General features: G+C 42.7%; 28 protein-coding genes and 1 tRNA gene. 7 read left to right on the forward strand and 22 right to left on the reverse strand.

Features of this window, described 5'->3' with window-relative positions; genetic code table 11:
• Positions 1–9: 9 nt before the first annotated feature.
• From VP98_RS10220 to VP98_RS19095, 14 genes are all read right to left on the reverse strand, one after another.
• Positions 10–429 (reverse strand): organic hydroperoxide resistance protein, encoded by a 420-nt coding sequence (locus VP98_RS10220; protein WP_046175268.1) that lies wholly within the window; start codon positions 427–429, stop codon positions 10–12.
• A gap of 90 nt (positions 430–519) precedes the next feature.
• Positions 520–1,116: a TerD family protein gene (locus VP98_RS10225; protein ID WP_052712204.1), complete on the reverse strand. Its 597-nt coding sequence runs from the start codon at positions 1,114–1,116 to the stop codon at positions 520–522.
• 72 nt (positions 1,117–1,188) lie between these two features.
• On the reverse strand, positions 1,189–1,992 hold the full coding sequence (locus VP98_RS10230; RefSeq protein ID WP_046175269.1) for an SGNH/GDSL hydrolase family protein: 804 nt from the start codon (positions 1,990–1,992) through the stop codon (positions 1,189–1,191).
• Positions 1,993–2,171: 179 nt separating this feature from the next.
• Complete coding sequence (locus tag VP98_RS10235) at positions 2,172–3,059, reverse strand: peptidylprolyl isomerase (RefSeq protein ID WP_046175270.1); 888 nt, start codon at positions 3,057–3,059, stop codon at positions 2,172–2,174.
• A 107-nt stretch (positions 3,060–3,166) separates the two neighbouring features.
• Positions 3,167–3,796 carry a GTP pyrophosphokinase gene (locus tag VP98_RS10240; RefSeq protein ID WP_046175271.1) on the reverse strand — a complete coding sequence of 210 codons (630 nt, stop codon included), beginning with the start codon at positions 3,794–3,796 and terminating at the stop codon, positions 3,167–3,169.
• A 90-nt stretch (positions 3,797–3,886) separates the two neighbouring features.
• Positions 3,887–4,273, reverse strand: coding sequence for a PDDEXK family nuclease (locus tag VP98_RS10245; RefSeq protein ID WP_046175272.1), 387 nt, complete (start codon positions 4,271–4,273; stop codon positions 3,887–3,889).
• Positions 4,274–4,359: 86 nt separating this feature from the next.
• On the reverse strand, positions 4,360–4,656 hold the full coding sequence (locus VP98_RS10250; protein ID WP_046175273.1) for a hypothetical protein: 297 nt from the start codon (positions 4,654–4,656) through the stop codon (positions 4,360–4,362).
• A 127-nt stretch (positions 4,657–4,783) separates the two neighbouring features.
• Complete coding sequence (locus VP98_RS10255; protein WP_046175274.1) at positions 4,784–5,383, reverse strand: response regulator transcription factor; 600 nt, start codon at positions 5,381–5,383, stop codon at positions 4,784–4,786.
• Positions 5,380–6,513 (reverse strand): sensor histidine kinase, encoded by a 1,134-nt coding sequence (locus VP98_RS10260; protein WP_046175275.1) that lies wholly within the window; start codon positions 6,511–6,513, stop codon positions 5,380–5,382. The genes VP98_RS10255 and VP98_RS10260 overlap by 4 nt, the downstream gene beginning before the upstream one ends.
• A 66-nt stretch (positions 6,514–6,579) precedes the next feature.
• The gene (locus tag VP98_RS10265) at positions 6,580–7,605 is read right to left on the reverse strand and encodes a fatty acid desaturase (RefSeq protein ID WP_046175276.1); all 1,026 of its coding nucleotides are present in this window, start codon (positions 7,603–7,605) and stop codon (positions 6,580–6,582) included.
• A gap of 150 nt (positions 7,606–7,755) precedes the next feature.
• Positions 7,756–10,239 (reverse strand): bifunctional 2',3'-cyclic-nucleotide 2'-phosphodiesterase/3'-nucleotidase, encoded by a 2,484-nt coding sequence (locus VP98_RS10270; protein ID WP_046175277.1) that lies wholly within the window; start codon positions 10,237–10,239, stop codon positions 7,756–7,758.
• Between the two features lie 310 nt (positions 10,240–10,549).
• Complete coding sequence (locus VP98_RS10275) at positions 10,550–11,428, reverse strand: TRM11 family SAM-dependent methyltransferase (RefSeq protein ID WP_082087919.1); 879 nt, start codon at positions 11,426–11,428, stop codon at positions 10,550–10,552.
• A gap of 154 nt (positions 11,429–11,582) precedes the next feature.
• Entirely contained in the window at positions 11,583–11,723 is a 141-nt protein-coding gene (locus VP98_RS18885) for a 3-methyladenine DNA glycosylase (RefSeq protein ID WP_156151360.1), read from the reverse strand.
• A gap of 143 nt (positions 11,724–11,866) precedes the next feature.
• Positions 11,867–12,043 carry a hypothetical protein gene (locus VP98_RS19095; protein ID WP_197076580.1) on the reverse strand — a complete coding sequence of 59 codons (177 nt, stop codon included), beginning with the start codon at positions 12,041–12,043 and terminating at the stop codon, positions 11,867–11,869.
• A gap of 122 nt (positions 12,044–12,165) precedes the next feature.
• On the opposite strand from VP98_RS19095, the gene VP98_RS19100 reads away from it, so the two are divergent.
• A complete protein-coding gene (locus VP98_RS19100; RefSeq protein ID WP_197076581.1) occupies positions 12,166–13,044 on the forward strand; it encodes an exonuclease domain-containing protein in 879 nt (292 codons plus the stop codon).
• 15 nt (positions 13,045–13,059) lie between these two features.
• Here VP98_RS19100 and VP98_RS10285 read toward each other — a convergent pair whose 3' ends face one another.
• Positions 13,060–13,605 carry a hypothetical protein gene (locus VP98_RS10285; RefSeq protein ID WP_046175279.1) on the reverse strand — a complete coding sequence of 182 codons (546 nt, stop codon included), beginning with the start codon at positions 13,603–13,605 and terminating at the stop codon, positions 13,060–13,062.
• Between the two features lie 116 nt (positions 13,606–13,721).
• Between VP98_RS10285 and VP98_RS10290 the strand changes: the two genes are divergently transcribed.
• Complete coding sequence (locus VP98_RS10290) at positions 13,722–14,321, forward strand: TetR/AcrR family transcriptional regulator (RefSeq protein WP_046175280.1); 600 nt, start codon at positions 13,722–13,724, stop codon at positions 14,319–14,321.
• 29 nt (positions 14,322–14,350) lie between these two features.
• On the opposite strand, the gene VP98_RS10295 is transcribed toward VP98_RS10290, so the two are convergent.
• The 3 genes from VP98_RS10295 to VP98_RS10305 form a co-directional block, all read right to left on the reverse strand.
• The gene (locus VP98_RS10295) at positions 14,351–16,147 is read right to left on the reverse strand and encodes a sensor histidine kinase (protein ID WP_046175281.1); all 1,797 of its coding nucleotides are present in this window, start codon (positions 16,145–16,147) and stop codon (positions 14,351–14,353) included.
• 19 nt (positions 16,148–16,166) lie between these two features.
• Positions 16,167–17,147: a BMP family ABC transporter substrate-binding protein gene (locus VP98_RS10300; RefSeq protein WP_046175282.1), complete on the reverse strand. Its 981-nt coding sequence runs from the start codon at positions 17,145–17,147 to the stop codon at positions 16,167–16,169.
• A 159-nt stretch (positions 17,148–17,306) separates the two neighbouring features.
• On the reverse strand, positions 17,307–17,609 hold the full coding sequence (locus VP98_RS10305; RefSeq protein ID WP_046175283.1) for an iron-sulfur cluster assembly accessory protein: 303 nt from the start codon (positions 17,607–17,609) through the stop codon (positions 17,307–17,309).
• Between the two features lie 311 nt (positions 17,610–17,920).
• Here VP98_RS10305 and VP98_RS10310 point away from each other — a divergent pair, with 311 nt between their 5' ends.
• Positions 17,921–18,640 carry a gamma-glutamyl-gamma-aminobutyrate hydrolase family protein gene (locus VP98_RS10310; protein WP_046175284.1) on the forward strand — a complete coding sequence of 240 codons (720 nt, stop codon included), beginning with the start codon at positions 17,921–17,923 and terminating at the stop codon, positions 18,638–18,640.
• A 62-nt stretch (positions 18,641–18,702) separates the two neighbouring features.
• Here the strand turns inward: VP98_RS10310 and VP98_RS10315 are convergent, their stop codons facing one another.
• Complete coding sequence (locus VP98_RS10315) at positions 18,703–19,575, reverse strand: glycerophosphodiester phosphodiesterase (protein WP_046175492.1); 873 nt, start codon at positions 19,573–19,575, stop codon at positions 18,703–18,705.
• A 301-nt stretch (positions 19,576–19,876) separates the two neighbouring features.
• Between VP98_RS10315 and sspK the strand changes: the two genes are divergently transcribed.
• The 3 genes from sspK to VP98_RS10325 are packed head-to-tail and all read left to right on the forward strand — an operon-like array spanning position 19,877 to position 20,441.
• The gene (gene sspK, locus VP98_RS10320; RefSeq protein ID WP_046175285.1) at positions 19,877–20,032 is read left to right on the forward strand and encodes a small, acid-soluble spore protein K; all 156 of its coding nucleotides are present in this window, start codon (positions 19,877–19,879) and stop codon (positions 20,030–20,032) included.
• 17 nt (positions 20,033–20,049) lie between these two features.
• On the forward strand, positions 20,050–20,226 hold the full coding sequence (locus VP98_RS18890; RefSeq protein ID WP_156151362.1) for a hypothetical protein: 177 nt from the start codon (positions 20,050–20,052) through the stop codon (positions 20,224–20,226).
• Between the two features lie 26 nt (positions 20,227–20,252).
• Positions 20,253–20,441, forward strand: a complete 189-nt coding sequence (locus tag VP98_RS10325; protein ID WP_046175286.1) for an H-type small acid-soluble spore protein — start codon at positions 20,253–20,255, stop codon at positions 20,439–20,441.
• Between the two features lie 126 nt (positions 20,442–20,567).
• Here the strand turns inward: VP98_RS10325 and abc-f are convergent, their stop codons facing one another.
• Together abc-f and trhO are read right to left on the reverse strand one after the other, a co-directional pair.
• On the reverse strand, positions 20,568–22,130 hold the full coding sequence (gene abc-f, locus VP98_RS10330; RefSeq protein WP_046175287.1) for a ribosomal protection-like ABC-F family protein: 1,563 nt from the start codon (positions 22,128–22,130) through the stop codon (positions 20,568–20,570).
• 289 nt (positions 22,131–22,419) lie between these two features.
• Entirely contained in the window at positions 22,420–23,376 is a 957-nt protein-coding gene (trhO, locus tag VP98_RS10335) for an oxygen-dependent tRNA uridine(34) hydroxylase TrhO (RefSeq protein ID WP_046175288.1), read from the reverse strand.
• Positions 23,377–23,869: 493 nt separating this feature from the next.
• On the opposite strand from trhO, the gene VP98_RS10340 reads away from it, so the two are divergent.
• Positions 23,870–23,940 (forward strand) — tRNA-Cys (locus VP98_RS10340).
• Between the two features lie 59 nt (positions 23,941–23,999).
• Here the strand turns inward: VP98_RS10340 and VP98_RS18300 are convergent.
• Positions 24,000–24,956 carry a lysozyme inhibitor LprI family protein gene (locus VP98_RS18300; RefSeq protein WP_052712205.1) on the reverse strand — a complete coding sequence of 319 codons (957 nt, stop codon included), beginning with the start codon at positions 24,954–24,956 and terminating at the stop codon, positions 24,000–24,002.
• Between the last annotated feature and the right edge of the window lie 123 nt (positions 24,957–25,079).

Consider the following 25,079-nt stretch of genomic DNA (forward strand, 5'->3'; position numbering starts at 1 on the left):
ATTCCTCCTTTACTTAATTGAAAGATCAACTTCAACGTTGCCGTTGATCGCTTTGGAATAAGGACAGTAGTGGTGGGCTTTTTGTACATACTCTTCTGCGGTGGCACGGTCTATACCTTCAACCGTTACTTCAAGCTTAACGCCAAGTTTAACGCCTTTGTTCTCTTTATCAGGATAAAGCGAAACTGTGGCCGTTACTTCGCTGCTCGAAAAGTTTACTCCCCCTTGCTCCAGCATAAGTTCAAGCGCACTATTAAAGCATGCGCTGTACCCCGCTGCAAACAGCTGCTCTGGATTTGTTGCTGTTGTCGCATTGCCGCCGAGTGCTGCCGGCTTTTCAACGTCCAGATTGAAAATATTATCTGGGGAATGCACTTCTCCGTTACGACCGCCTGTATTGATGATTGTTGTTTCATAAATAGGTTTCATGGTAAACTCTCCTTATTTATTAATTAAATCGCCTACAATTAAATCGTACACGATTTAATTAATAAAAACAAATAAAAAGAAGCCCTTTTTTCAAAAAAATGGCTTCGTTATATCCAATAGTGTTAATTTATTCAGTGATTTTTTCTTATTAAAAAAGCTTTCCGGAAAATCTGTCAGCCCGTATGCGCCGCAAATATCCTGAAAGTTACCTCTCGTACCGCCTGCCGTTAATACAATCCGCCATCCATCTTCTGCCCGGCGCACATCGCCAACGACAACACCCGCAGCATCCGAAAAATCTTCTCCGAGTTCATAGCGTACAATCTCTTCTTTTGTTTCATCGTTGATCATCCGTACAAAGGCTTCATTTACATCACGAAATGCCCGATCCCCTGATTGATGAAGTGCCGCGGCAATAATAATTTTATCGACAAATGCCGGCAGCATGGAAAGCTGGATAAACAGTTCCTCGTCGTCGCCGCTTCCCGCTCCTGTCTGGTTGTCGTTTGATAAAAGAACGGCACCGTTCATAGCCGTTAACTGGTTATAAAAAACAACATGCTCATGCGAAAGAACGGAATTGGTTTTATCCACCAGAATCGCCATCATGTCAAGATCAAATAATGAAGCGCTTCCATCCCACCCCAATGCAATTTTCATTGACTTTGTCAGCCGCTTTGGTTTCAAAGTATCCCTCCTTACGGTTGATCATATCAGCTGCAGGCTTTCTTTACAATGGGAAAGCCTGCGGGAGGCTGCTTATCTTGTTTTCTGTTGAAGCTCGTTTAGCATTTGGTTCGCAATCGCATGATAGCCGAGAGCACTCGGATGTATGCCGTCATCTGACAAGTTCTGCGGCTTTTCACTGTTGATTACTTCTGTCGTGTCGACCACAACGGCATTATCATAATTTGATGCCATCTCATAAAATTGGACATTCCAGCGCGGCAAAAACCGGCTCGCCAATGTATACAATTCAAAGTCTTTGTCGAGCGGATTATATAGTTCAAGCAATAAAACCGTTGCTTCTGGATTTAATTCGTGTACACGGCCCATAATATCAGCCAGATTTGCGCTAAACTCCTTTTGAAGAGAATCGAACGACTGAACTGCCTCATAAAATCCTTCTTCAAACCCAAGCTGCAAAATATCATTCCCGCCTATATTAATTGTCACAATATCTGCCTGTTGAATCTGCTTATCAAATTGTCCATTTTGAACAAGATCATTTAATTCACGGCTTGTAATTTCATTAATTCCTTCATTATGAAACTGTACTTCTTTGTGGATAGATGACTCGAGGTTTTCTGAAAATGCTTTAACGAGGTTTTCTTTTGGATGCGCGCCAAACCCGTTAATAACCGAATCACCAATGGCAACGTGGTAAAGCACAGGCTTATCAACTTTACGAAAATACTCAATATATGTGTCTTTCCGCTCACTAGCAAGCGTTTGAGGTCCTTCTTTTAACTGCTCTATTTGATATTGCGGATAGTAGATCCAGATCGCAAATCCTGCCACACAAGCTGCTACAAGACTAAAAATGGTGGCGATTATCTTCATTTTCTTTTTCTTGTTCCTCCCTTTTTTATTGGAAATACTTTTCAGTATGGCCTTTGTGATTCCTCATTATACGTCTTCTGCGCTTTTCTTCTCAACTATTTTGTCTCCTTTATTTCTTACCCGTATTTGTAAAATAAAACAGCTTTTCTGACAAAAAAACCTTGTCTTTAATGACAAGGTCACGACTCAAATGAATTGTAAATATCATATTCTTCTTTCTTTTCTTCCAGCCAGGCAGTGTACTCCGTCGAGAGCTTCTCTTGTGTTAACGTCTCTTTAATTTCCGCGCTGCTGTCTTTTAAATTTGCAGCTTTGGCTTCCTGCTTATCCGTAACTTTAATGATATGGTAGCCGTAATCTGTTTTCACTGGATCGCTTATTTCTCCGACTTTCATAGCAAAAGCAGTTTTTTCAAACTGTTCAACCATTTCACCCGTTCCAAAAAAGCCAAGCTCCCCGCCGTTTTCTGCACTCGTTGTATCGGTTGAATATTCTTTCGCCAGCTCGGCAAAATCACTGCCATCGGCAAGCTTTTTTGCTACTTCATTGGCCGTTTTTTCATCATCCACTAGAATGTGGCTGGCTTCTATCTGTTCAGGCGTAGCAAAGGTATCCTTATTTTCTTCAAAATAGGCGCTGATTTCTTCATCTGTAATTTCAATCCGTGGCTCAAGCAGCTTGACTGTCTGCAAGTAAGCCTTGATATCTTCCTTCATATCCTCTTCGGTCATACCGCTTGATTCTAAGGCTGATGCATAGGCTTCTTCACCGCCGTAAGATTCAATCGCCGCATTCAGCTCTTCTTGAATTTCTTTGTCCGTTACTTCTATTTTTTCTTTTACAGTTTCTTTTTCAACAATTTTATCGGCAATAAGTGACTCAGTTGCATCTGCGCCGTACATTTCCACGAGGGAATCATATAAATCATCTTTAGTAATTTTGGCGCCGCCAACCTCCGCAACAGTCTCCGCACTGCTTCCCGCTGTCGCAAAAAAGAAGCCAGCCGCCGCCACAACAGCAATAATGCCTGCCCATAAATATGTCCTGCCGCTTTTTAAAAACTTCATCTTCTCGCTCCTAACCTTTATATTCTAGCGCTAGTATAAAAAAGAAAAGTGAAAAAACGGTGAAAAGCAGCTTTTCTCACGGAGATTCCGTTTTCAAGTGATTTTATTTATAAAAATGTACCGCCCTGTTTAACAAAATCCATTTCGCGCTTGATCGCTTCCATTTTTTCATCAAGCACTTTCATCGTCTCAGCTGCACTTTTTAATTCCCGCCCGAGTGCCTGTGGGATTTCTTTCTCAAATTTGTAAAATAATTTGTGTTCCAGGCTCGCCCAAAAGTCCATCGCAACGGTTCGGATTTGGATTTCCACCAATGTTTTTTCCGTTGATGCAGCGAGAAACACAGGAATTTCAACAATTAAATGCAGGCTCTGGTAGCCGTTTGGCTTTGCGTTTTTTATGTAATCTTTTAATATGACGACTTGGATATCCCGCTGATGCTGAATCATCTGCACGACACGATAAATATCAGAGGTAAATGAGCATGTAATACGGACACCCGCTATATCGTGAACATGGCGTCTTGCATTTTCCGGGGTGACGGCATGCCCTTTTCTTTCTAATTTTCGAACGATTCCCTCCTGGTTTTTTAATCGTGATTTAATATGCTCGATCGGATTGTACTGGTGAATGTGCTGGAATTCTTCATTTAAAATTTGCAGCTTTGTATTCACTTCATCAAGCGCAAACTTATGAATAAGCATCAGCTTTTTCCACTTTTTTATTTCCTGCTCCATTGTTTACACGTCCTTTATCGATAATTGCCTGTTCAGCATAACGATGAAAGGTGAAAATTAAATGAAAAAAAAGCATCCTAAAAGGGATGCTTAGCCGCTTTCTTCATTGCCGCGCGTTAATTTAAAGTCGCCAAATTGATTCACGTCTACATTCAGCCTGTCGGATGCATTCAAATAACGCAAAATAGTAATAAACCGCTCTGGCTCAATGCCATGCTCTTTCATATATGAACGCATCTCGTCGTATGGAGGAAGGTCATCTGTTTCCGTCTCTGCATTTATATAAGGAGAAAAATATTCAGAAACCACAGCTGCTTCTTCTTTGCTGATAAATTTTAAGTTTTCAAACTCTATTGCTAACGCTTCTTCAAATCCGTGTAGCAGCCCATAAATATGGCCGTTATCTACGGTGCTGATTCCTTGATGATTTTGCACTTCGTAGATCCTGCCAAGCACTTTTCCTAAAGCTAATGTCAAGTCTCTATCCACCTTATCCCTCCTTTTCTTTTATCTTGGGCAGATAAAACCAATTTATACGATTTGCTTTATTTAAATTCCCCAGCTCAATTAGAACGAAACTTCTGGGTGGACAGCCACTCGCGCAGCATCGTTCGGGAAAAGTAAATCTTTCTGTTTATCTTGATGGAAGGAATGTCTGGATGTTCTTCAAGCAGTGCTTTCGTATCTCCTTTCATTGTGCCGATAAAACGATGCACCTCTCCTGCTTCAATCAGCTCCGGCTGCTCTCTTACTTTAAAATGATCCAGAAAGTTTCTTTCAGATGGATTTTTCCAGTTCTTCAGTCCGTCTCCTATAAAATAGCCGGCTACTGCAATTCCTATCCCTAAAAATAAACTCATCACTTGTCCTCCTTTTCACTCTTTTTTCCGCTTTTCTATCCTATGAACAAACATCGACCATCATTTCTTTTCAAAGAAAAAAACGTGCCTGGGCACGTTTAAAAGCAGCTGCTGTTTTACAAACGGATTACTTAAACCAGCCTTTTTCTTTTGACTGGGAAATCGCTTCAATTCGATTTTTCACTTCTAATTTATCAAAAATAGTCGAGATATAGTTGCGGACTGTCCCATTTTTTAAATTTAGCTTTTTTGCAATCTCTCCTGTGTCCTTTCCTTCCGCCACTAGAGAGAGCACGTCTTTTTCTCTCTCTGTCAATGGGTTTTCCTCGCTGTAAAAATCATCCATCAGCTCAGGTGCATAGACCTTTCGTCCATTCATAATACTGCGGATTGAGCTGGCAAGCTCTTCGCTCGGGCTGTCTTTTAATAAATAACCGCTCACCTTTGCTTTCAATGCACGCTGAAAGTATCCAGTTCGGGCAAAAGTTGTTAAAATAATGACCTTGCAAGAACCGCCTTTTAGCTCTTCAGCCGCTTCAAGTCCAGTCTTAAGCGGCATTTCAATATCCATGATGCAAATATCCGGATCCAATTCACGCACGAGCCTGACAGCTTCTTCCCCATTTGCCGCCTGACCGACCACCTCCATATCCTCCTCTAAATTGAGCAGCGAGCCAAGCGCTCCAAGAAGCATTCGCTGATCTTCAGCGATCACAATTCGAATCATGTTCTTACCTCCCCGTCGTGCTGCGTCACGTTATTTGGCACTGTCATCACAAGCGTCGTACCATCTCCACTTTGGATTTTCAGCGTACCATTTACAAATTCAAGCCGTTCACGCATGCCTGGAAGCCCGCTTCCTTTTCCGATATCCTGACGATTCAAGCCAATTCCATCATCTTTCACTGTCATACGGACTGAATCCTCCAGCTGTTCAATTTGAATGTGGCATGAAAATGCCTGGCTGTGTTTCACGATATTGGTGACTGCTTCTTTCATACACATACTCAAAACGTTTTCTACAAACAGTGATGGTTTTTCCAGCTCAAAGGCTGAATCTCCCGTATATTCAATTTGTGCCGCTTTTAACATTTGCTGAACGATGACTATTTCATCATTTATCCTGATGCCCCGCATGGAAGAAACAAGGTTTCTTACCTCGTTCAGCGCCGTCCGTGCTGTCTGCTGGACATCTAAAAGTTCATTCCTTGCTTTTTCTGGATCCTTTTCAATCAGCTTACGGGCTAAATCACTTTTCAGCCCGATTAAAGATAGCTTCTGGCCAAGCGTGTCATGCAGGTCGCGGGCAATTCTCTGGCGCTCCTCCTGCTTGACCAATTCTGAAATCCGGTTATTGGCCAGCTGCAGCTCCGTCTCAAGCTTTTCCTGCTTTTTTCGATTGTATAGTGTAAATGGCAGTAAAATAATGCTGATGAACACAACCACGATAATGGGCAGCTGCTGGATAAACAGTGGATGCTGAACGACAATATTGTAGTTAATAGAAGCAATTGTACTGACTAAATGAACAACGTAAACGGCTATAAATGCAGCTCGATTACGGATGCTTCCATTAAAGTAAGCGATATAAAATGAAAAATAAATAAATTGAAAGAGAATGGTCATGGTGACGGAAATAGCAACCAGGATACATGCCCATATATAAACCGGCCATCTTGATGATAAAAAGGCGAAACGAAAACTGATAAAAAATAAAATAGTTAGTGTGATGCCAATGACAATTTCACTTGTTGAAGAAGACTGGAAAATAAAATAAAACGGTAAAAAGCTTAAAATACTCCATATATAAGGAGACAAGCCTGAGCTTCTTTGAAGCGATGCAAATTTTCTTTTCATACAACACCTTTTTGCCCTTATTTTAACATAAAAAAGCCATCCTCATCGAGTGAGAACGGCTTTTCATTAATTAATCGCGTTTCGCTTATTAAATGCCCCGTACAATTTTTTCGCGTCTTTAAAGGTAATAAACTTATCCTGTGCCTCATCCCATAAACGGAATTTTACAGACTGAATACTCGTCCAGAGTGTAATCGTTGGCACATTTTGAAGAGGCTCCGAATTTGAGTGGGCATCTTCAAGCTGATAATTCGGCACACGCGGGCTTAAATGATGAACGTGGTGAAAACCGATATTGCCGGTAATCCATTGAAGCGGTTTTGGCAGCTTGTAGAAGGAACTTCCTTCCACCGCTGCTTTTACATAGCTCCAGTGCTCATCTTCTTCAAAATACGAATCCTCAAATGTGTGCTGAACGTAAAACAGCCATACACCGATAGCACCGGCGATCCAGAACATTGGTCCGTGTACAAGAAGAAAAGCCTGCCAGCCCACAAGCCAGCTCATGAATAGGACGCCTGCAAGAATGAGCACATTGGTTAAATACGTATTTACCCGCTCTTTTTTCCGCGCTCCTTTTACATTAAAGCGGTTTGTAATTAAAAACACCCAAACTGGCCCGATAACGAACATAATAAACGGATTTCGGTATAAGCGATAAGCGATGCGCGTTTTTAGCGGCGCTTCATAATATTCATTTACTGTCATCATCCACATATCTCCTGTGCCCCGTTTGTCTAAATTGGAGCTTGTCGCATGATGGATGTTGTGGCTGCGCTGCCATTGTTCATACGGGAAAAATGTCAGCACGCCTGTCAGTGTACCGATAAACCGGTTGAGTTTCCGGTTTTTAAAAAACGAATGGTGGCAGCAGTCGTGAAAAATAATGAAGATGCGTGTAATAAAGCCCGCACCTATTACTGCCAGGCCAAGCGTCAAGAAATAAGAAATAGATAAACTTTGGTACGCCAGATACCAGACCAATAAAAATGGTCCGATCGTATTAATTAGTTGAAAAACGCTTTTTTGTGTATTTGATTTTTCATAGGGAGCTACTTGTTTTCGTAAAATCTTTGTATGTTCTTTGCTCATAAAAGTCCCTCCGCTTAAGTTGTAGCTTTAGTATAGCGGAAGGAAAATACTTTGTGCAGTAGCACCCGTCATGCTGATTATATGACAGGTGTCATATAAGAATGCTGACAAACGTTTTAATCATCCTTCTTTTTCTTAACCTGCGGGCAATTATTTCTCATTGAGCAGGAATAAAACCTTTGCAGCTTCAGCGCGGATTGCTGTGCTGCCTGGCTTAAACTCACTTCCTGTTCCTTCCATCAAGCCCAGCTGATATGCTTTGTGAATGGATTCCTGCACAGACTTGCTGTACTGTGAAACATCCTGAAACGGCATAGAGCCGCTTTCCTTGATTTTCCCATGCTCTTTTTCATATGCCCGGACAAGCATAACGGCCATTTCTGCCCTCGTAATCGTTTTTGCCGGTTCAAATGTTTTTTCTGTTGTTCCTTTTACAATACCCGCTTCGTATGCAGCTGCTATCTCCTTTTTCAAGGCTCCGCCCACATCTGCAAAAGGCGCTTCTTTAGAAGCAGTCCACTTCATGGAACGGGCAATAAAGCTTACGAATTCACCGCGTGTAACATTGCCTGCCGGATCAAATACTGTGCTGGTTTTTCCTTTAATGATTCCTGCATCTGTGAGTGACTTAATATACTGAGAAGCCCAATGGCCAGCAGGAACATCTTTAAATGACTGGCCGCCACTTGAGGAACCTTTGCTTAAGTCAAGCTCGAAAAGCCCAAAGCCTTTTTCATCTGTGTCACCTGTATACGTAATATTGTTCGTTTCTTTCGCCAGTGCCGCCGCTTTTGGATTGGAAGCAAACGTGGCGACTGCATTGGTTTTGGCAAATGTCCAGTTGTTATTGACCGATGCATCAATTTCCTTGAACTCCTTCACATAATCCATCATTGCCTGACGGTTGGAATCGGGCGCTTTTAAAACTGTATTTATACCGCCTGGATTCATCAGCTTGCTGCCGGCTGCCCGATAGTCGTTGGTAGCGACGATAAATTCCATGTTATCCGTAACTGTCTGCCCGTTATACTTGAGGTTTTTAATACGATTGGCTCCTTCATTAATAAGATTTTGCCCTTTATCGTATTTTGGCTGTGACGTTACATCAATTTCATATGTTACTCCATCAATCACATCAAAATTGTACGTTGGAAAGTCTGAATTGATCAGCGGCTGCGCTTCTTCTTTAGCCGGATCGATCGTATTAAATTGTCCGGCTGACCACTCAAGCCATTCTTTTAAAGCGGCGCCGTTTACTTTTACAGCATTTATAACATTATTATCGTACAAATATAAATCGGCAATGTTCTTCAGCACAATAGTGCCTGACTTTACATCCGTATAATCTTCTGCTCCGCCGCGTCCCGCTTTAAATGGTGCCGCCGCAGAAAGAACCGGCAGCTTTTCGTACTGAGTGCCTTTCAGCGCGTTGTCAACATACCATGTCTGCGCGCGATTTAAAATTTCCATCGCTGCATTATCCTGTACAAGGCCGAAATATGTGTTTAAGTCTCCTTGAAGCTCGCCCACTGGTGTTTCCATGTAAGAAATGGTTGCTTCATGCTCTGCTTTAACAGACTCAGTGATCTCAGGGTCCGCTTCAGCTGTTTGCTCCCCAGAGGTGATCGGCTTTAAGGTGGATGTTCCTTCTGTTACATCCCATTTCCCATTGACTTTTTCAACCTGGAGTTCAACCAGGCCGATATTGTTTCCCCATGAACCCGGCATCACGACTGGAACCCCGTTGATCGTTCCTTCTGTATTGTCAATGCCGTTGCCATCCGGAAACGATGGCTTTGCTGCATTAGGGAAGCTTAAGTGCTGGTGTCCTGTTAAAATAGCATCCACATCTGGAATTTCGCTTAAATAATAAGAAGCATTTTCAATGCCTTCTGCATAGGCTTTCATGCTGCCGTTTTGATCATAGTCGGCAATGCCGGAATGAGACAGGATAACGATAATATCTGCTCCGGCCGCTTTCATTTCAGGTACAACCTTTTTGGCTGATTTTACAATATCTTCGACAACCAGTTTGCCCTCCAGGTGCTTCGCGTCCCAACTCATAATAGCCTGCGGCACAAAACCGGTTACTCCGACTTTAATGTTATGTACTTCACCATCTGCATCTTTTAATTGTTTTTCCAGAATTTCAAAAGGAGTAAAGTAAGGGCTGCCGTCCGTATTGTAAACATTCCCATTTACATAAGGAAAATCCGCGCCTTTAAGAGCTGTATTTAAAAAATCCAGTCCATAGTTAAATTCATGGTTCCCGACCGTTGCCGCATCATAGCTAAGCTGATTCATCGCTTTGTAAACAGGATGAATATATCCCTCTTTCATGAGCCCATTATTATAAACATAATCTCCTAAAGGGCTGCCCTGAATTAAGTCCCCATTGTCGAATAAAAGACTGTTTTGGGACTCGCCGCGAAGCTGTTTTATAAGTGCCGCCGCTTTGGACAATCCATACGCATTTGTAGCCGAATCTTTATAATAGTCGTAGTTCATAATGTTGGAATGAATATCGGATGTCTCAATTATACGTAAATTCACAGTATCCTCTGCCGCCTCCGCCATCGTTGGCAAAAATAAACTTGCTGCAATAACAGTTTTCGCTGTCCAAGCTTTTTTCATACAACTGCCCCCTAAATTGTTTTTTTACTATAAAAAGTATAGCATGGCCCCTTCCATCAAATCTGAAAATTTACAATTTTAACAACAAAAATTTACAAAATGCTCGTATAAAAAAAGACACTCTCAAAAGTGCCTGAGAGTGTAGACAAAGTTAGAAAGCAGGCTGATTGAAAACGTTTAGCTTTCCAGGAACGCCGCCGGCTGGGAAGCGGAGTGACCTTTTTGAGGTCATGAGCACTCACAGACGGCAAGTGACGCCGAAAGCAAGCGTTTATCAACAGCCTGAGACACTCTCAAAAGTGTCTTTCTCTTAGTTACACACTAAAATCCGCCTTGAAAATGTGCCTTTTTTGGCAATGCAGCGGTCTTGAATGTTAAACCCCGCTTGAGAAATCATTTCTTCAATCGAGTTTACGGAAACAACTACTAATTTTCGGGCAATCCTGCGGGCATGTATTAAAATGTCCTGCTGTTCCGCCAGTGTTGCGTGTGTGCATAGATCGTACGGCATATCAATAACTGCCACATCATAATGCTCCTTTACATCTGCAATCGGCCCGAAGGCAACCTTTCCTTCAAGCCCGAAAAAAGCAATGTTTTCACGTGCCCCATCGGCTACCAGCGGATTTATGTCGCGGCCTTCTATTTGAATGCCCATCGACAGCGCTTCTACCAAAACAGTACCAATTCCGCAGCATGGATCAATCGCCCTGATGCCAGCGGGGTCTGGCACGGCAATATTTGCAATGGCGCGTGCATCCCGGGCGCTTAAAGCAGTTGAATATTCACGCGGCTTTTTAATATGCTCTGTCCATACTCGTTTATTTTTTTGATATTCCCCGAAATACCAGCGGCCGCCGCAGGCAGCAATACCAAAATGGCGGTCGGGATTTTTCAAGTCTGCGTCTCCATTGATTTCCCAGCCTATTGCCCGTTCAATTTCCTTTCGTTCTTTATATTCGACTTTCTCATTTGCCGGCAGATTATTGATTTTAACAAAAGTAACTTTAAAAGTTTCATCGCCAAGATGGATGCCGCCTGCTTGTTTAATAATATCTGCAGGCGTTTCTCCTTCAAGCTTCACATCTATTTTTTCCCGTATAAAGGGACTCCGGTTCAAATCAAGATCAATGCTGCTTTTAAGGATCGGTCCCGATGCATCCGGGCCAAAAAAAGCCCGCAGCTCCATTTCAGCAAGCCCTTGATCTTCTTCACTATAATTAACTGTATAAACAAATTGGTTCACATTGGTCCTCTTTTCATTATGTTCTCCTGCTTATTTTGACATATTTTTTCGCTCCCTGGCAGAATCTTTTTAAATCAAAACAAAAAACCCTGACGATTTATTCAAAATCGTCAGGGTTTTTATCTTCGGGGCGGGGCTCTTTTTTATCGGGAGCACGCTGCGGCTCGATATCTTCGCCTCGTTCTTTTTTTCTTTGCTGTTCTACGGAATCGTTTGATTTGATATCCTTATCTGACATTTGTGTCTGCCTCCTTTGTCTTGCTTCTTTTATGTTATTTCCACAATCCACAGAAACTAAACACAGGTTATTATGTTTCTGCCGAAATAGTGCAGCCGTGCTTTCTCTACAAAAAATCCGCTGCCGGCTGACAGCGGATTTTGTTATTTCTTTTTTAAAATGCCAAATGTGCGAACCATGGAACCGATAAACATTACTAATGCTCCTCCAATTAACAAAAAAAGAAATATCTCTTTTGTAATTGCACCAAACGGATAAAGAAGTCCGCAAATAATGGAAATAAAGCCAATGGACGTAAGTGCCCAGCCAAATTTAATCATCTAAACACCTGCCTGCTGTGCATTCTTTCTGCTAGTTTATCATAGTTGGGCTGTTAATTGTTTTTCATGCTGAAAAACAGTACACTTATTCTACCACTTTATCATAAAGGAAGGATTCCGCTTTGAAAAATTTCACTGCTCTTGATTTCGAAACGGCAAACGCCAGCGGAAGCAGTGTCTGCTCGATCGGACTGGCGAAAGTTGTAAATGGAGAAATTGACCGCACCTATTATTCGTTAGTAAACCCGGGTGAACGGTTTGATGCCAGAAACATTGCCGTACATGGCATCCGGCCAGAAGATGTGCAGGATGCCCCTTCGTTTGCCGATATATTCGACGAAATACTAGCATTCATTGGAAATGATCCTATCGTTGCTCATTTTGCCCAGTTTGATATTAATGTTTTGCGCGGCACAGCAGGCAAACACCAGCTGACCCTGCCGAACAATCCTTATTTCTGCTCTTGTATGCTTGCCAAGTCTCTCTTGACGCTTCCATCAAATAAATTAAATGTTGTAGCCGGCCACTTCAACTTTACCTTTAATCATCATAATGCACTCGAAGATGCTATAGCGTGTGCGGTTATCGTGAACGGCATGTCGAACAATTACAGTTCTATTGATATGCTGCTTGAAAAAGCTAATTACTCCTTCGGGTATATACATGGCGATTCCTTCAAAAAAAAGAAACCCATCTCGAAACGAAAGCAGCCTGCAAAAACCGCAGCGCATCCTTTTTCGCAAAAAGCGATCGCTTTTACCGGCACACTTACAGCGATGAAGCGGCAGGAAGCTATCGATCTTGTGAAAAGCCTCGGGGCAACTATTCACTCTACAGTCAAAAAAGACACCGATTATTTAATCGTCGGCGAATCCGATGCGAAAAAGTACCGGAACGGCCAGCTGTCTTTGCAAATTCGAAAAGCAAAGGAATGGCAGGCCAGAGGCAGTGCTGTCAAACTGGTCTCAGAACGTAAATTTTTTGATGTGTTATCTAAATAAAAAAACGCGCTTGTTTCAGTGCGTTTTTTTGGCTTGCTTAGGCCAGATAAAATAGCTGGCTGTTATAGCAGCATCGATGGCCAGAACAAGACTCCATATACGCAGCACCTGCTGAAGCGCTTCAGTCCGCTCCGAATCACCGATAAAAAGAATAATGCCATAGAGAAGCCCGGCTCCAATGGCATAGGCAGCAACGTGCCGCCCCAGTCCCTTTGCCTCTTGTCTGGCAAATGCCAGGCCGGTTTTTTTCTCCTTCTTTCCTCCTTCTTTGAGTACATAATAACGAAATCTCCTGTCTGCCCAGCGTATCATACTTTTTCCATAAGCAAGAGAGATTCCAATATAAATTGCAGCTATTCCATGAGCAATTGTTGCGGTTGCACCGCGTTGTAAATCAATAAATGTGAAGCAAAGCAGCAGCAGGTCAATAAAGGGTGTGAGCGCTAAAAAGAAAAAGCCCGCTTTTTCTTTTTTGAACAGATACCTTGTTGTCAGCCCCGCCAGGATAACCAGCCAGAAAGAAATTTCACAGGCAACAATCAGCCATGCAATTGTATTCAACTTGATCTCTCCTTTTAAATAATACATTTGTATTATTTAAAGAATAACACATCAACTTATTAAATACAACTGTATCAAAAAAAGTTCTCCGGCGTCTTTTTTGCTATAATAAAGATATGCCTAAAATTGTCGATCACGATCAACGAAAACAGCGAATTGCCGAAGCCACGTGGAATGTTATTGTAAAGAAAGGAATAGAAGGGGCGACTGTCCGTGCTGTCGCAGCTGAAGCCGATGTATCACTCGGCTCGCTTCGCCATTACTTTTCATCCCAGGACGAATTGCTTTTTTATGCAATGAATCTCGTTAAAAAGCGGGTAGCAGAAAGGATCGAGTCCATTTTACAATCAGGCTGCCCGCCTGAGCAGGCCAGTATCCGTATTTTGCTTGAACTGATTCCCTACAACAAGGAAAGCGAGGTGGAAATGTCTGTCTGGTTTCATTTTGTGATGGCGGGCACCCACCATAAACAGCCGGCGGAGGATGGAATGTATGAAGGAGTAGAGCGTATTGTAACCGGTCTTTTTCAGGCAGGCCTTTTAAAAGAAGCGGTCAATCCTGCTATTGAAACGGAACGGCTTTATGCACTGGTTGACGGTCTGGCTCTTCACGCTATGCTTGATTCTAAACGGCTGCCGAAAGAAACAATAAAGCAGGTTATTGTTCATCATATGAATACACTATTTAAGCAGCCGGTGAAGGAGGCGGATATATAAAAAAGTGTGGCAGAATACGCCACACTTTTTTACGAAATCGGCAGGGAAATACAAAATGTTGTGCCGGCTTCTGATGTAGACAGCAGCTTAATCGTTCCGCCATGGCTTTCAATCATCCGCTGAACGAGCGGAAGACCAAGGCCGGTGCCTCCCTCTTTAGAGGTTGAGAAAGGATCAAATAATGTTTTTTGCATTTCCTCGGGTATACCGGTTCCTGTATCCTGTAAATAAATGCAGTACCAGCCCTTCTTAACCGTTGACTGAATGGAAATATGGCCTTTTTCTTTTATCGCTTCTATACTGTTGCGAATTAAATTATGAAAAATCTGCTTCATTTGATTCTGATCTACATGCAAAGGCTGAGCATCCAAAGAAAGAGTAAAATGGATATCCTTCTGCACTGACTCTGTAATAAGCGGCAAAATGTCCTGGATTAAGTCTTCCATCTTTGTCTCTTTTAAAATAGGCGCTTCAGGCTTGGACATCAGCAGCATATTTTCAATAATCAAATTAATCCGGCTGATTTCTTTTAAAATAAGCGGAAGGTAGTACTGCTCTTTCTCTTTCTTCGAAAAAGTCTGGTCCATTAATGTAAGAAACCCGTGAATAACAGCCAGCGGGTTGCGGATTTCATGGGCAGCCCCTGCGGCCATTTCACCGACAACCGCCAATTTCTCCGACTGCCGCATTCGCTGTTCAAGCTCGTTCATTTTTGTAAAATCAATAAAATAAAAAATCCGTCCGATTCCCTCTCCCTGCTCATTCACTAACGCTGCTTGAGATACAAGAAGCTGGTAGGATTGCTCATTGATCGAAAAAGAGATTCTTTCATTTTGACAAATACGCTTTGACTTTAAAATTTTCCAGAACGCTTCATTTTGTTCGAAATCAGCTTCTGCCAGGCACTGAATGGTGTCTTCCCGCGCTTTTAGCAAGTGCTTGGCGAAGGTATTTAAAGAAATTGAGCCCGTTTTATCGTCGCTTGTAATAATGCCGATAGGCAGTGAATTGACAATCTGTTCCTGATATATTTTACCTTCCGTTATTTCCTGAAACGATTCTTTTAAACGGTTCGACATTTTATTGATAGAATTTGTTATAGCTTTCAGCTCTTCCTGCTCTACTGCCGTTATTTCCAGGCCGTATCGCCCTCTGGCAATGGCGTCTACACTTTTAACCACTTTTTCAATTGGCTTTGTGAGGCTCCGGCTGATCCAGTGGGAAGCATAAATAGATAAAATGAGCGCAGCGGTTGTAAAAAACAACAGCAAAACCAGCGCTGTTTTAATAATTTCGGAAAATCGGCCTGCCCGCCCGCTCAGTGAAGAAAGCGTAGCCGCTTCTTTTTCCTCCAGCTTTGCTTTGAGCCGGTTCAGCTCCGGCAAATAATTGTTTGTTAAAAATGCGGCCGCCTTCTCGTTGCTGTTGTTAAGCAAAAGGCCCTGAACATTATTTTCAATTAAAAAATCCAGACGATCAATCTCACGGCCAAACGGCTCAAGCGTTGACGGAACTGCTACCTCTTCTCCTCTTATAAGCTGGACGGCTTTTTGATCCTGCTTCTTATATACGTCTATTAATGTGCTTTCCGAGCTGCCTGACAAATAATTTTCAACGATGTACTTCTTTATATTTAAATCTTCTTCCCAGTGGGAAATCCATACTACTTCAGGAATATCCGTTTGATTAATCCGCTGGCCAACGGTTTGCACATCCTCGATGGACTGCACAAAAACCAGGGAAAACCCGCTTAATAACATCGTATTGATTAATAAGACTATTAAAATTTTATGACGGAAAGACATATGAATAAATCGTTTTTTCATAACCTGCTTCCTTTTTGCATCAGTTCAGCTTATCCATTTCTGCTTGAATCTGCTGCCTCTCTTTTTCTGTGTACATAGGACCGAGCGGTGTAAGTGAAAACAAACCGTCCTTATTCGTGAGCATTGCCATACCGCCAGGCATTCCTTTTTCACTAAAGTAATCCTTCATTATGGCTTCGTAAACTTTCGGTATATCGTTAACAACACTCGTCAAAACAACTTCTTTTCCCAGATACGATTGATTATCCATATAACCGATCACGTAAACTCCCCGCTTCGCCGCATAATTAATAACAGCCCGGTTAAACCCATTTCCTCTGGAATAAAGAACATCAACTCCATTATCGATCATTTCTTTGGCAGCCTGGACAGCCTTCGTTTCATCTTCCCAATCGCCCGTTACTTCATAATAAAATTCTGCTTCTGGCGCAAACTTATCAAGTCCTTCTTCAAATCCCGGATGAAACAGCCGGTCTTCTACCGGATCAATTAAACCGATTTTATTCGTTTTTGTTTTCATAGAAGCAGCCAGAGCGGCAATCCGCTCAAATTCAACAGCGTTCTGCTTATATATATAAGACGTATGGTTGGCTTTTTTTGCTTTCCCATGCAAATTCGCAAACTGCACATCCGGATAAACGGCGGCAGCCCTATCAAAAGAGCCCGCGTATTCCCGTCCATGTCCAATAATGACTTTTGCTCCTTCATGCACTGCCCGGTCAATACTTTTTCTCATTTGCGCTTCGGAATGTATGTTACTCACCAGCTCCGCTTCAACCGGAAACTGGTCCTCTATTTGAAGCATGCCTTTGTAAGCGAGGCTGCTCCAGCTCTGATCTTCCGGTGCATCAGACGTTAAAATACAAACCTTTATTCTGGCTTCTTCTTGAACAGCCGCTTCTTTGTTTACAATTTCTTCTGCTTTTAAGCTGATCAAGAAAATGATAGCAGCGGCTGCGGCAAAAGCTCCTGCTAAAATAACCTTTCCCCGTTTGAACATTTGGCACCTAACACCCCCTGACCGGTTTGATAACGAAAAGTATTATACTTTGATAGTAAATCATGCGCCCGCAAAAATCGACATTTTTCTTTCTGTAATGCGTTTCTTCTTAAAACTCCTTTACATAAAAAAAAGACGCCGCCCTGGCGTCTTTTTTGCTTAATGATGATGCTGGCCGCCCTTTGACGAGTTTGTCACGACGAACCCTTCCTCTGGCACAAAAAAGTATTGAACAAAGATGCCATCCAAAAATTCTTCCCGGCTGTCAAGTATGATGTCGATGTCCTTATCTGTGTGAATAACTACATCATGCTCTTTTGGCGTATCCAGTGAAATAGCATAATGAGCATGGTTACCATGATGCTCTGTTACTTCCACACGGATCATTTTTCCTTCTGCTTCGGGTGTATCAAGCATTTTCTTTAATGCTTTTGCCGCTTTTTGATTTACTTTGCACTTCATTTTGTTCTCTCCTTTTTCCATTTCATAACAGGATGTTTCTTTCAGTGTAGCGGTTTATGGATGAAAATGCGAAAGTCCTGCCCTTCGCTGCTTGTTTTCTTAACTATTTCCCAGCTGCCGCTTAGCCAAATTGCTCTCTCACAAGGAAATCGGGATTCGAATAAAATAAAGCAGCGCCTCTTTCCCTGCTCGTTAAGCCTTTCCGATTTAAATTGTCTTTCATTCACTGAAAAGAAAGGAAGATACTTTGTTTCAACAGCAGGACAGCGGCCATCAAAACAGCCTGGATAAGCAGGTAAAGGAGGAGAAATATGAAAAAGGCTCCTGTTATCGGCATTACAAGTTCGTATGTCCGCCAAACCCTCAATTCAGAAGGAGTATATATTCATCACGACTATCACCGTGCGGTATTTAAGGCTGGAGGCATTCCCATTATTCTGCCGGCTGCTCCTTCAAATTTTATTCCTGATTATCTTGAAATGTGCGACGGCTTTATTTTAAGCGGAGGAGAAGATGTTGACCCGCTTTACTACGGCCAGCATGCTCACGAAAAATTAGGTTCTGTTTTTGCGGAACGGGATAAATTTGAACTCGAGCTGACCGATTTAGTATTAAAGCAAAACAAACCGGTCTTTGCCATCTGCCGCGGCCTGCAGGTGATCAATGTTGCACTCGGCGGCACATTGTGGCAGGATATTCCAAGTCAAGTAAACAGCCGCATTCAGCATTCCCAGACGATCCACCGATCGACTCCTACCCACCCGGTCACCTTCACCAGCCATTCAAAGCTGGCAAAAATCATTCAAAACACCACTTTACATGTAAACAGCCTGCATCACCAGGCAATTGACAAGCTCGGTAAAGGGCTTAAAGCTGTCGGCTACAGTCCTGATCATTTGATTGAAGCGGCAGAGATGGACGGGGATGTGTTTGTCATTGGTGTACAATGGCACCCCGAATCAATGGTTCCGGGAAGCATCGAGATGGCCAGGCTCTTTTCTTATTTTATTCAGTGCGCTTCTATTTCTTAAAAAGAAAGCGGCCTCTGCTCTCATACCACCCTGCGCTCGGATAAAAATCCGGGCGTTTCCAATCAGCCTGCTGTGGCCTTTGCTGATTCCTTTTTTACATTAAACAGTACATCCGGAAAATTGGTAAACATACCAGTCACTCCCCAGTCAATCAGCGTCTTCATCGTTTCTTTATCATTTACTGTGTACGGATGGATTTCAAGCCCGCTGGCCGTTACTTTCTCCACGTACTCTTTACTTAAAAAGGCGTAATTTGGTCCGATGCCAATCGCATATTTCTTTATTGCTTTGATTTCTTCCTCTGTGATAACTGCCTCAGATGTATATAAAAACAATTGAACAAGCTTAATCGAATGATCAAGTTCATGGATTTTGAGTAGACTTTCCGCACTGAACGACTGTATAAGGAGAGTATTTTTGTTAATTCCGTATTTATTTATAAGGTAGAGAAGCTCGTTTTCCATTTCCGGATAAACCTGCGGGGATTTTGTTTCAATATAATAATTTGCATTTGGCCCGAAGTACTGGAAGATCTCTTCGAGTGTTGGAACCGTAGCTCCTTCGTAGGCCCGTTTCCTGTTTTGGGGATATTTTTTATTAAACCAGCTTCCTGCATCAAGCTGCTTAATTTCAGCTAATGTATAATTCTTTACAAACCCTTTTCCATTAGTGGTCCGGTCAAGCGTTTCATCGTGCATGGCAACCAGCTGCTTGTCTTTGGTCATTTGCAAATCAATTTCAATATAGTCTCCGTTTAGCTTTTCGCCCATTTCATAGGAAATGAGGGTATGTTCAGGAGCATAGCCTGAAGCGCCGCGGTGCGACACATTTAAAAGCTCTTTATGCTTTTCGCCTGCCATGGCTTTGTTGCTGCCTAAAGCCAGCGTAATACTAATTATAAAAGCAAAAAACCTTGATCTCCATTTTTTCTTCACTCTCCCCAGCTCCGATCCGGTAATCAGTTCCTCTTTTCCTTTATCAGCCGCCTCTCGTTTCCCATCAAAGGCAGCAATACATAGGAAAAAAGCGCTTACCAAGATAATCAGTTGCAGCCAAAAACAGCATATCCGCCCGATAGGAAGCCCTGCAGATAAAAATATATTGTTTGTAGCTTTGCCTGAAACCTCAGAACAATACATCCATCATTTACACAAAAAATGAACTGATAATTCCTGTTTTCTATCTCATACTAACTGGGCGGAAACGCATAATTGAGCCCCAATGGGAGGGAGAGCATTGAGAAACAAAGCAAAAGATTTCCCTATTACAACCATGAAAGGCGAAGCTGGAAAAGCCCGAGCAAAAGCAGCTTATGCATCCAAACGCGCAAATGGCACTATTAATACTCATCCGCAGGAACGAATGAGAGCATCGACAGACCGGACGGATTAACGAAGGGAGCGGACAAAATGGGAAAAGATGAACATAAAGCAGGCAGCAACGGCGAACGGGTTCTTTCACAAACTCCGAAAAACCTGCGAATAGCAGCACACAGTGTAAACGAAGAATATGCCCGGGAACTGGCAGAATTGAGCAGTCTGCGTCAGAAAAGGCTCAATAAAAACCAGAAAGCGAAAAACAAGTAATTTTACCACTTTTCGGAGGTGATCTCATGGACGTTCAGCGTGCAAAACAAATTGTTTCCACTCCTTCTTCGGATATAGAAGTTCAATTTAACGGCGTATCTGTCTGGATTGACCGCATACACGAGGACGAGAAAACAGCAACCGTTCATTTGCGGGGCCCCGGCGAAGAACGGACACAGGTTGGCATTGAAGATTTAAAAGAAATTATGCATTAAGTAAAAGGCTGTTGACAAACGCTTCCTTTCGGCGTCACTTGCCGGAAGAACAGGCGTTTTCAATCAGCCTTCCTTCTAACTTGGTCTACACTCTGGGCTGTCCTTTCTGGAAAGGGCAGCCTTCTTTCACTTCGTTAGGGCTTGCTTTTTCCGCAGAAGCCGTTTCAATTCTTGTTCGAGTTCATCCGCTGGTTCCAGGCTTAATCTGCTGACTACTTCGGCAATCTTTGTTTCAAGCAAAAGCAGCTTTTCTGCTTTTTCATTATGGGAAGGAAGAATCTTTTTCTCTTTATATTCATGTAAAGTGCCGGTAAACGCAGCCAGCTTTCCATCTTCAATAGCCAGTACGTTTGTTGCAATTCTTTCAGCAAAACGCCTATCATGCGACGTAAACAGAACTGTTCCCCTGTACTCGGCTAAAAGAGATTCCAGTGCTTCAACTGCTTGAATATCAAGAAAATTGGTCGGTTCGTCCAAAATAAGCACGTTTGCATCACTGACAAGCAGTTTTACAAGCGCTGTTTTTACCCGCTCGCCACCGCTCAGCACCGATACTTTTTTAAAGACGTCTTCTCCCCAAAAGCCAATCCGTGCAAGCACAGTACGGATAAGTGATTCATCCTGGCCGGATGCTTCTTTTACATTCTCAATAATTGTGCGAGAGGGCTTTAAAATTGTAAGGTGCTGGCTAAAGTAGCCAACTGAAACAGCCGGCGCGATCGAAATACCCTCGTGCCGATGGACAATTTTCTCTAAAAGTGTTGTTTTGCCACTGCCATTCGGTCCAATCAGCACCGTTTTATCACCGCCATAAATAAAAAAGTCGGCGGCTTTCCAGAGATCCTGCTTCCCTGCTTTTCCTTCCACTTTTTCTGCCCGAATAACGACCCGTCCTTTCAAACTTTCCTGGTGCTGTGCCGTGATCTGAACCGGTGGAAGTTCCTGGGGCTTTTCGATCTTCTCCAGCTTTTCAAGCCTGGTTTCTAATGATTTGGCAGCTGTCTGGAGCTTTTTTTGCTTTTTAGCGTAATAAGGCTTAACATTGCGCGCTTCAGACAGGCCAACCGATTTCGGTTTTTTCACAGCTCGTTTCGCTTTTTTCTGCTTTGCCGCAATTGCCTGCTCCAGTTTCCTTTTGGTCTGCTCGTATTTTTCCGCTTCCAGTTCATTACGATGCCGTCTCTCTTCTTTTTGCATCTCATAGGCGGAATAATTTCCTTTGTATATATAAAAGCCCGTTTCTGTTATCTCCCAAATTGTTGTGCAGACGGCATCTAAAAAAGCCCGGTCATGGGAGACAACAACAAATGCTTCCGGCCATTCCACCAGCTTTTTTTCAACCCATTCGACGTGGCGCCTGTCAAGATGGGCAGTAGGCTCATCTGCCAGGAGCAGTTTTGCTCCGCTGTAAAATGCTTCATTCACATATCGCTGTGTGATTTCCCCGCCGCTTTTGCCCAAATCTGCTCGTTTCAGCTGTGGCAGCAGCTCAATTAATCCCCTTCTGATTATCGTGCCCTCGCTTGCCTTTGCTTTTCCTGCTAAAACATGCAGCAGGGTTGTTTTTCCGCTGCCATTTTTGCCGACCAGGCCAATCCGGTCTTTCTCCTGAATCACAAGATGTTCAATGGATGCCAGCAGCCGGTCCTTTGCCTCTAAACGAATTTGTTTGGCTTCTACTATATTCACTTTCTCATCCCCTCTTGATGGAATGGGGACATGAAAATGCCCCCTATTTCTTTTCAGAATAGGAGGCATCGCAAAAAAAGCAGGGGTATCCCTGATTGAATCTGCTCCATCCTATTCTGAAACCCCTATTGAACGCGCAACAAAAAAAATACTGCTGTTTTTTTGAAAGAACGGTTCAATTAGATGGCATTTCAAAAATAGGATTAGAACTTCATTCGCTTGGGTCACCCTTTCATTTATATGGTTGGTCTTACTTTAATTGAAAACACTATCATTGTCAATGCACTGTTTATGCGTTCTGCTTAAGAGCTGCGAGGCGCTCTTCGACTTCTTCAGGTGTCAGGTCATGCTCTTCAATATACCGGTTGCGCGGATGGGTCCGGCAATGCTCCGAGCAGCTGCGCAGGAAGCGGTGCTCTGACTCTTCTGATGCCAGAATTTTTTTGTTGCATTCCGGGTTGGCACAGCTCACATAGCGCTCGCACGGTTCCCCGGTAAAGAAGTCTTTACCGACGACTTTTGGATTTACACGGTTAACCGGCACACTGAGCCGGTCATCAAAAACAAAGCATTTTCCGTCCCAGTTTTCTCCCTGGACTTCCGGGTCTTTTCCATACGAAACGATGCCTCCATGCAGCTGCATAACATCTTCAAAGCCTTCCTTCTTTAAAAAGCCGGAAAACTTTTCACAGCGGATGCCACCGGTGCAGTATGTTAAAATCTTTTTGCCTTCCAGCTCTTCCCGGTGATCCTGGATCCATTGCGGCAGCTCACGGAATGTCTCAACATCCGGCCGAATAGCGCCTTTAAAATGGCCCAGGTCGTGTTCATATGTGTTGCGTGCATCAAGAATAACCGTATTTTCTTCTTTCATTGCTTTTAGAAATTCCTTTGGCTCCGCATATTCACCGGTTAATTCAAGAGGATTGATATCCTCTTCAAGGCGGAGCGTGACCAGTTCCGGACGCGGACGAACCTTCATTTTTTTAAAGGCATGGCCTTCTGCTTCATCAATCTTAAACACCATATCCTTAAAGCGCGGATCGGCATGCATTGCTTCCATATAGCGGTCCGTCTGCTCTTTTGTGCCGGAGACTGTTCCGTTGATGCCTTCTTTCGCGACTAAAATGCGCCCTTTCAATTCAAGTTCCTCGCAAAATTCCTTATGCTCCGCTGCAAACACTTCTGGATCATCTATCGGTACATATTGGTAGTAAAGTAATACTCTGTACATCTTATCCTCCATCTATTCACTTTTTTCATTTGGTATCATATCACGTTTAGGTTGGGTATGGGTGTAATCTGCCTTGCGTTCGGTTAAAAGAAGAATTTGCCCGGCAGCCGCCTTTTTACCCATTTACTCTTTATTGTATCCACTTCTCGCAGTTTACCACTGTTCCTTCGTAAAAATTTTTACTAAGCCATAAAAAAAAACTTCACGGGCGGTTTCATGCTGTTGAAAAAAAGAATGTGTTAATCTGAAAAGCGTAATAAAAGACCTAAAAATAATGCCATCCCCTGAACAGTAGAAGTGGAATAAGGCTCTGTCTCATATTAGAAATCATTTCCAACATGTTTTTTAGCATAAATGCTTTAATCCGCGAATAAACTATCTTTATATCAAAAATTGATCACTGTTGCTTTCTAAAAATATTATAAATTTTACAAAAAGAAAATATTGACTTTTATAGAAAAAAAAGTATAATAGGTTTATAAGTATTAAAGGAACAAAAAAACATGGTAGTATAGCCAAGCGGTAAGGCAAAGGTCTGCAAAACCTTTATCCTCGGTTCAATTCCGAGTACTACCTCTAACTGAAAAGAAGCAGGCCCGCAATTTTTGTGGGCCCGCTTCTTTTTTTTAAAAAGATTAATCCATATACCGGTCCACCAGCTCATAACAGCGATTTCTTGTTACATCTGCCTGTGTGCTTTTGTATTGGACCGATTCCCATGATCCTCCCGAAAATGAAGAAGCGGCTTCCTCTGCCGTTTCATCACGGAATTTAATCCATTCCCGCTGTGCCTGCCGCAGCTGTTCCATTTCTCCTGACGGAAGCTCTTTTTTTAATACGCCATATATTTCATTTAAAGCATCATCCCAGCGTTTATAGCGCTCTGTTTCTGCTTCTCTTATTTCAACGGTTGTTCCGGTTTCATAAATATAATCTAAATCGGCCAGCCCCCGCTCGATACGATCCAGCTTTTGATAATAGGTGGTTTTTTGGCTTACTGCCACAGCAGCGGCAGCTTCCTCGGCTGCTTGAACAGCTGCTTCTTTTTCTGCTTCGGCTTCATTTTGCTGCCCGGATTGAATATCGGCCGCAATTTTATCCACCTCGCTTGCAAAGCCGGCATAAGCAGCCTGCAGGTTTTCATCCTGCTTAATTTCATCAATCACCTCCTGTGCCTCTTCGTATTTTTTGTCTTCTGCCAGCTGTTTGGCCGTGTCGACTTTTTCCGCTGCAAGCTGCTCATTTTCTTTGGCTGCTTGAGCTGTATGTATAAACTGTTCTACCGGCTTTTTCAAGCTTTTTCCCAGTTCTTTTTCTTTTATCAGCGCATTTCCCTCTTCAACTACCTGATCCCATTGCGCCTGTTCTGCTGCTGCTTCTATGTTTTTGTAAGCCGACAGCTGCTTGTAAACTGCCTCTGCTTCCTTGTCATCCGGCTTTTCTTCCAGTGCCAGTTCAAACGATGCCAGCGCTTTATCAAATTCTCCTCCTGCCAGCGCCAGCTTCCCCTGCTCCATTGATTGATCATACAATCCATTTCCACATCCTGCTAACATGAACGCTGCCAGCAGCATTGCTGCTTTTTTCTTCATTTGTACCCTCCATTGTTGTTTCTTTCAGCTATTATTGCTATCAACATATTACCATTTGGTCATGACCAATAACACAGTTTTTTTGAATCTTTATAAGCCTGGCAGTACTGTTTTTCAGACTAT

This window comes from Domibacillus indicus (assembly GCF_000970685.1).
Lineage (GTDB): Bacteria > Bacillota > Bacilli > Bacillales > Domibacillaceae > Domibacillus > Domibacillus indicus.

Bases quoted from the DNA above. Each gene is read 5' to 3' on its own strand.
- VP98_RS10220 (WP_046175268.1), bottom strand. From the start codon at position 429: ATGAAACCTATTTATGAAACAACAATCATCAATACAGGCGGTCGTAAC.
- VP98_RS10230 (WP_046175269.1), bottom strand. From the start codon at position 1,992: ATGAAGATAATCGCCACCATTTTTAGTCTTGTAGCAGCTTGTGTGGCA.
- VP98_RS10235 (WP_046175270.1), bottom strand. From the start codon at position 3,059: ATGAAGTTTTTAAAAAGCGGCAGGACATATTTATGGGCAGGCATTATT.
- VP98_RS10240 (WP_046175271.1), bottom strand. From the start codon at position 3,796: ATGGAGCAGGAAATAAAAAAGTGGAAAAAGCTGATGCTTATTCATAAG.
- VP98_RS10250 (WP_046175273.1), bottom strand. From the start codon at position 4,656: ATGAGTTTATTTTTAGGGATAGGAATTGCAGTAGCCGGCTATTTTATA.
- VP98_RS10255 (WP_046175274.1), bottom strand. From the start codon at position 5,383: ATGATTCGAATTGTGATCGCTGAAGATCAGCGAATGCTTCTTGGAGCG.
- VP98_RS10260 (WP_046175275.1), bottom strand. From the start codon at position 6,513: ATGAAAAGAAAATTTGCATCGCTTCAAAGAAGCTCAGGCTTGTCTCCT.
- VP98_RS10265 (WP_046175276.1), bottom strand. From the start codon at position 7,605: ATGAGCAAAGAACATACAAAGATTTTACGAAAACAAGTAGCTCCCTAT.
- VP98_RS10270 (WP_046175277.1), bottom strand. From the start codon at position 10,239: ATGAAAAAAGCTTGGACAGCGAAAACTGTTATTGCAGCAAGTTTATTT.
- VP98_RS10275 (WP_082087919.1), bottom strand. From the start codon at position 11,428: ATGGAGCTGCGGGCTTTTTTTGGCCCGGATGCATCGGGACCGATCCTT.
- VP98_RS18885 (WP_156151360.1), bottom strand. From the start codon at position 11,723: ATGTCAGATAAGGATATCAAATCAAACGATTCCGTAGAACAGCAAAGA.
- VP98_RS19095 (WP_197076580.1), bottom strand. From the start codon at position 12,043: ATGATTAAATTTGGCTGGGCACTTACGTCCATTGGCTTTATTTCCATT.
- VP98_RS10290 (WP_046175280.1), top strand. From the start codon at position 13,722: ATGCCTAAAATTGTCGATCACGATCAACGAAAACAGCGAATTGCCGAA.
- VP98_RS10295 (WP_046175281.1), bottom strand. From the start codon at position 16,147: ATGAAAAAACGATTTATTCATATGTCTTTCCGTCATAAAATTTTAATA.
- VP98_RS10300 (WP_046175282.1), bottom strand. From the start codon at position 17,147: ATGTTCAAACGGGGAAAGGTTATTTTAGCAGGAGCTTTTGCCGCAGCC.
- VP98_RS10305 (WP_046175283.1), bottom strand. From the start codon at position 17,609: ATGAAGTGCAAAGTAAATCAAAAAGCGGCAAAAGCATTAAAGAAAATG.
- VP98_RS10310 (WP_046175284.1), top strand. From the start codon at position 17,921: ATGAAAAAGGCTCCTGTTATCGGCATTACAAGTTCGTATGTCCGCCAA.
- VP98_RS18890 (WP_156151362.1), top strand. From the start codon at position 20,050: ATGGGAAAAGATGAACATAAAGCAGGCAGCAACGGCGAACGGGTTCTT.
- VP98_RS10325 (WP_046175286.1), top strand. From the start codon at position 20,253: ATGGACGTTCAGCGTGCAAAACAAATTGTTTCCACTCCTTCTTCGGAT.
- trhO (WP_046175288.1), bottom strand. From the start codon at position 23,376: ATGGAGGATAAGATGTACAGAGTATTACTTTACTACCAATATGTACCG.
- VP98_RS18300 (WP_052712205.1), bottom strand. From the start codon at position 24,956: ATGAAGAAAAAAGCAGCAATGCTGCTGGCAGCGTTCATGTTAGCAGGA.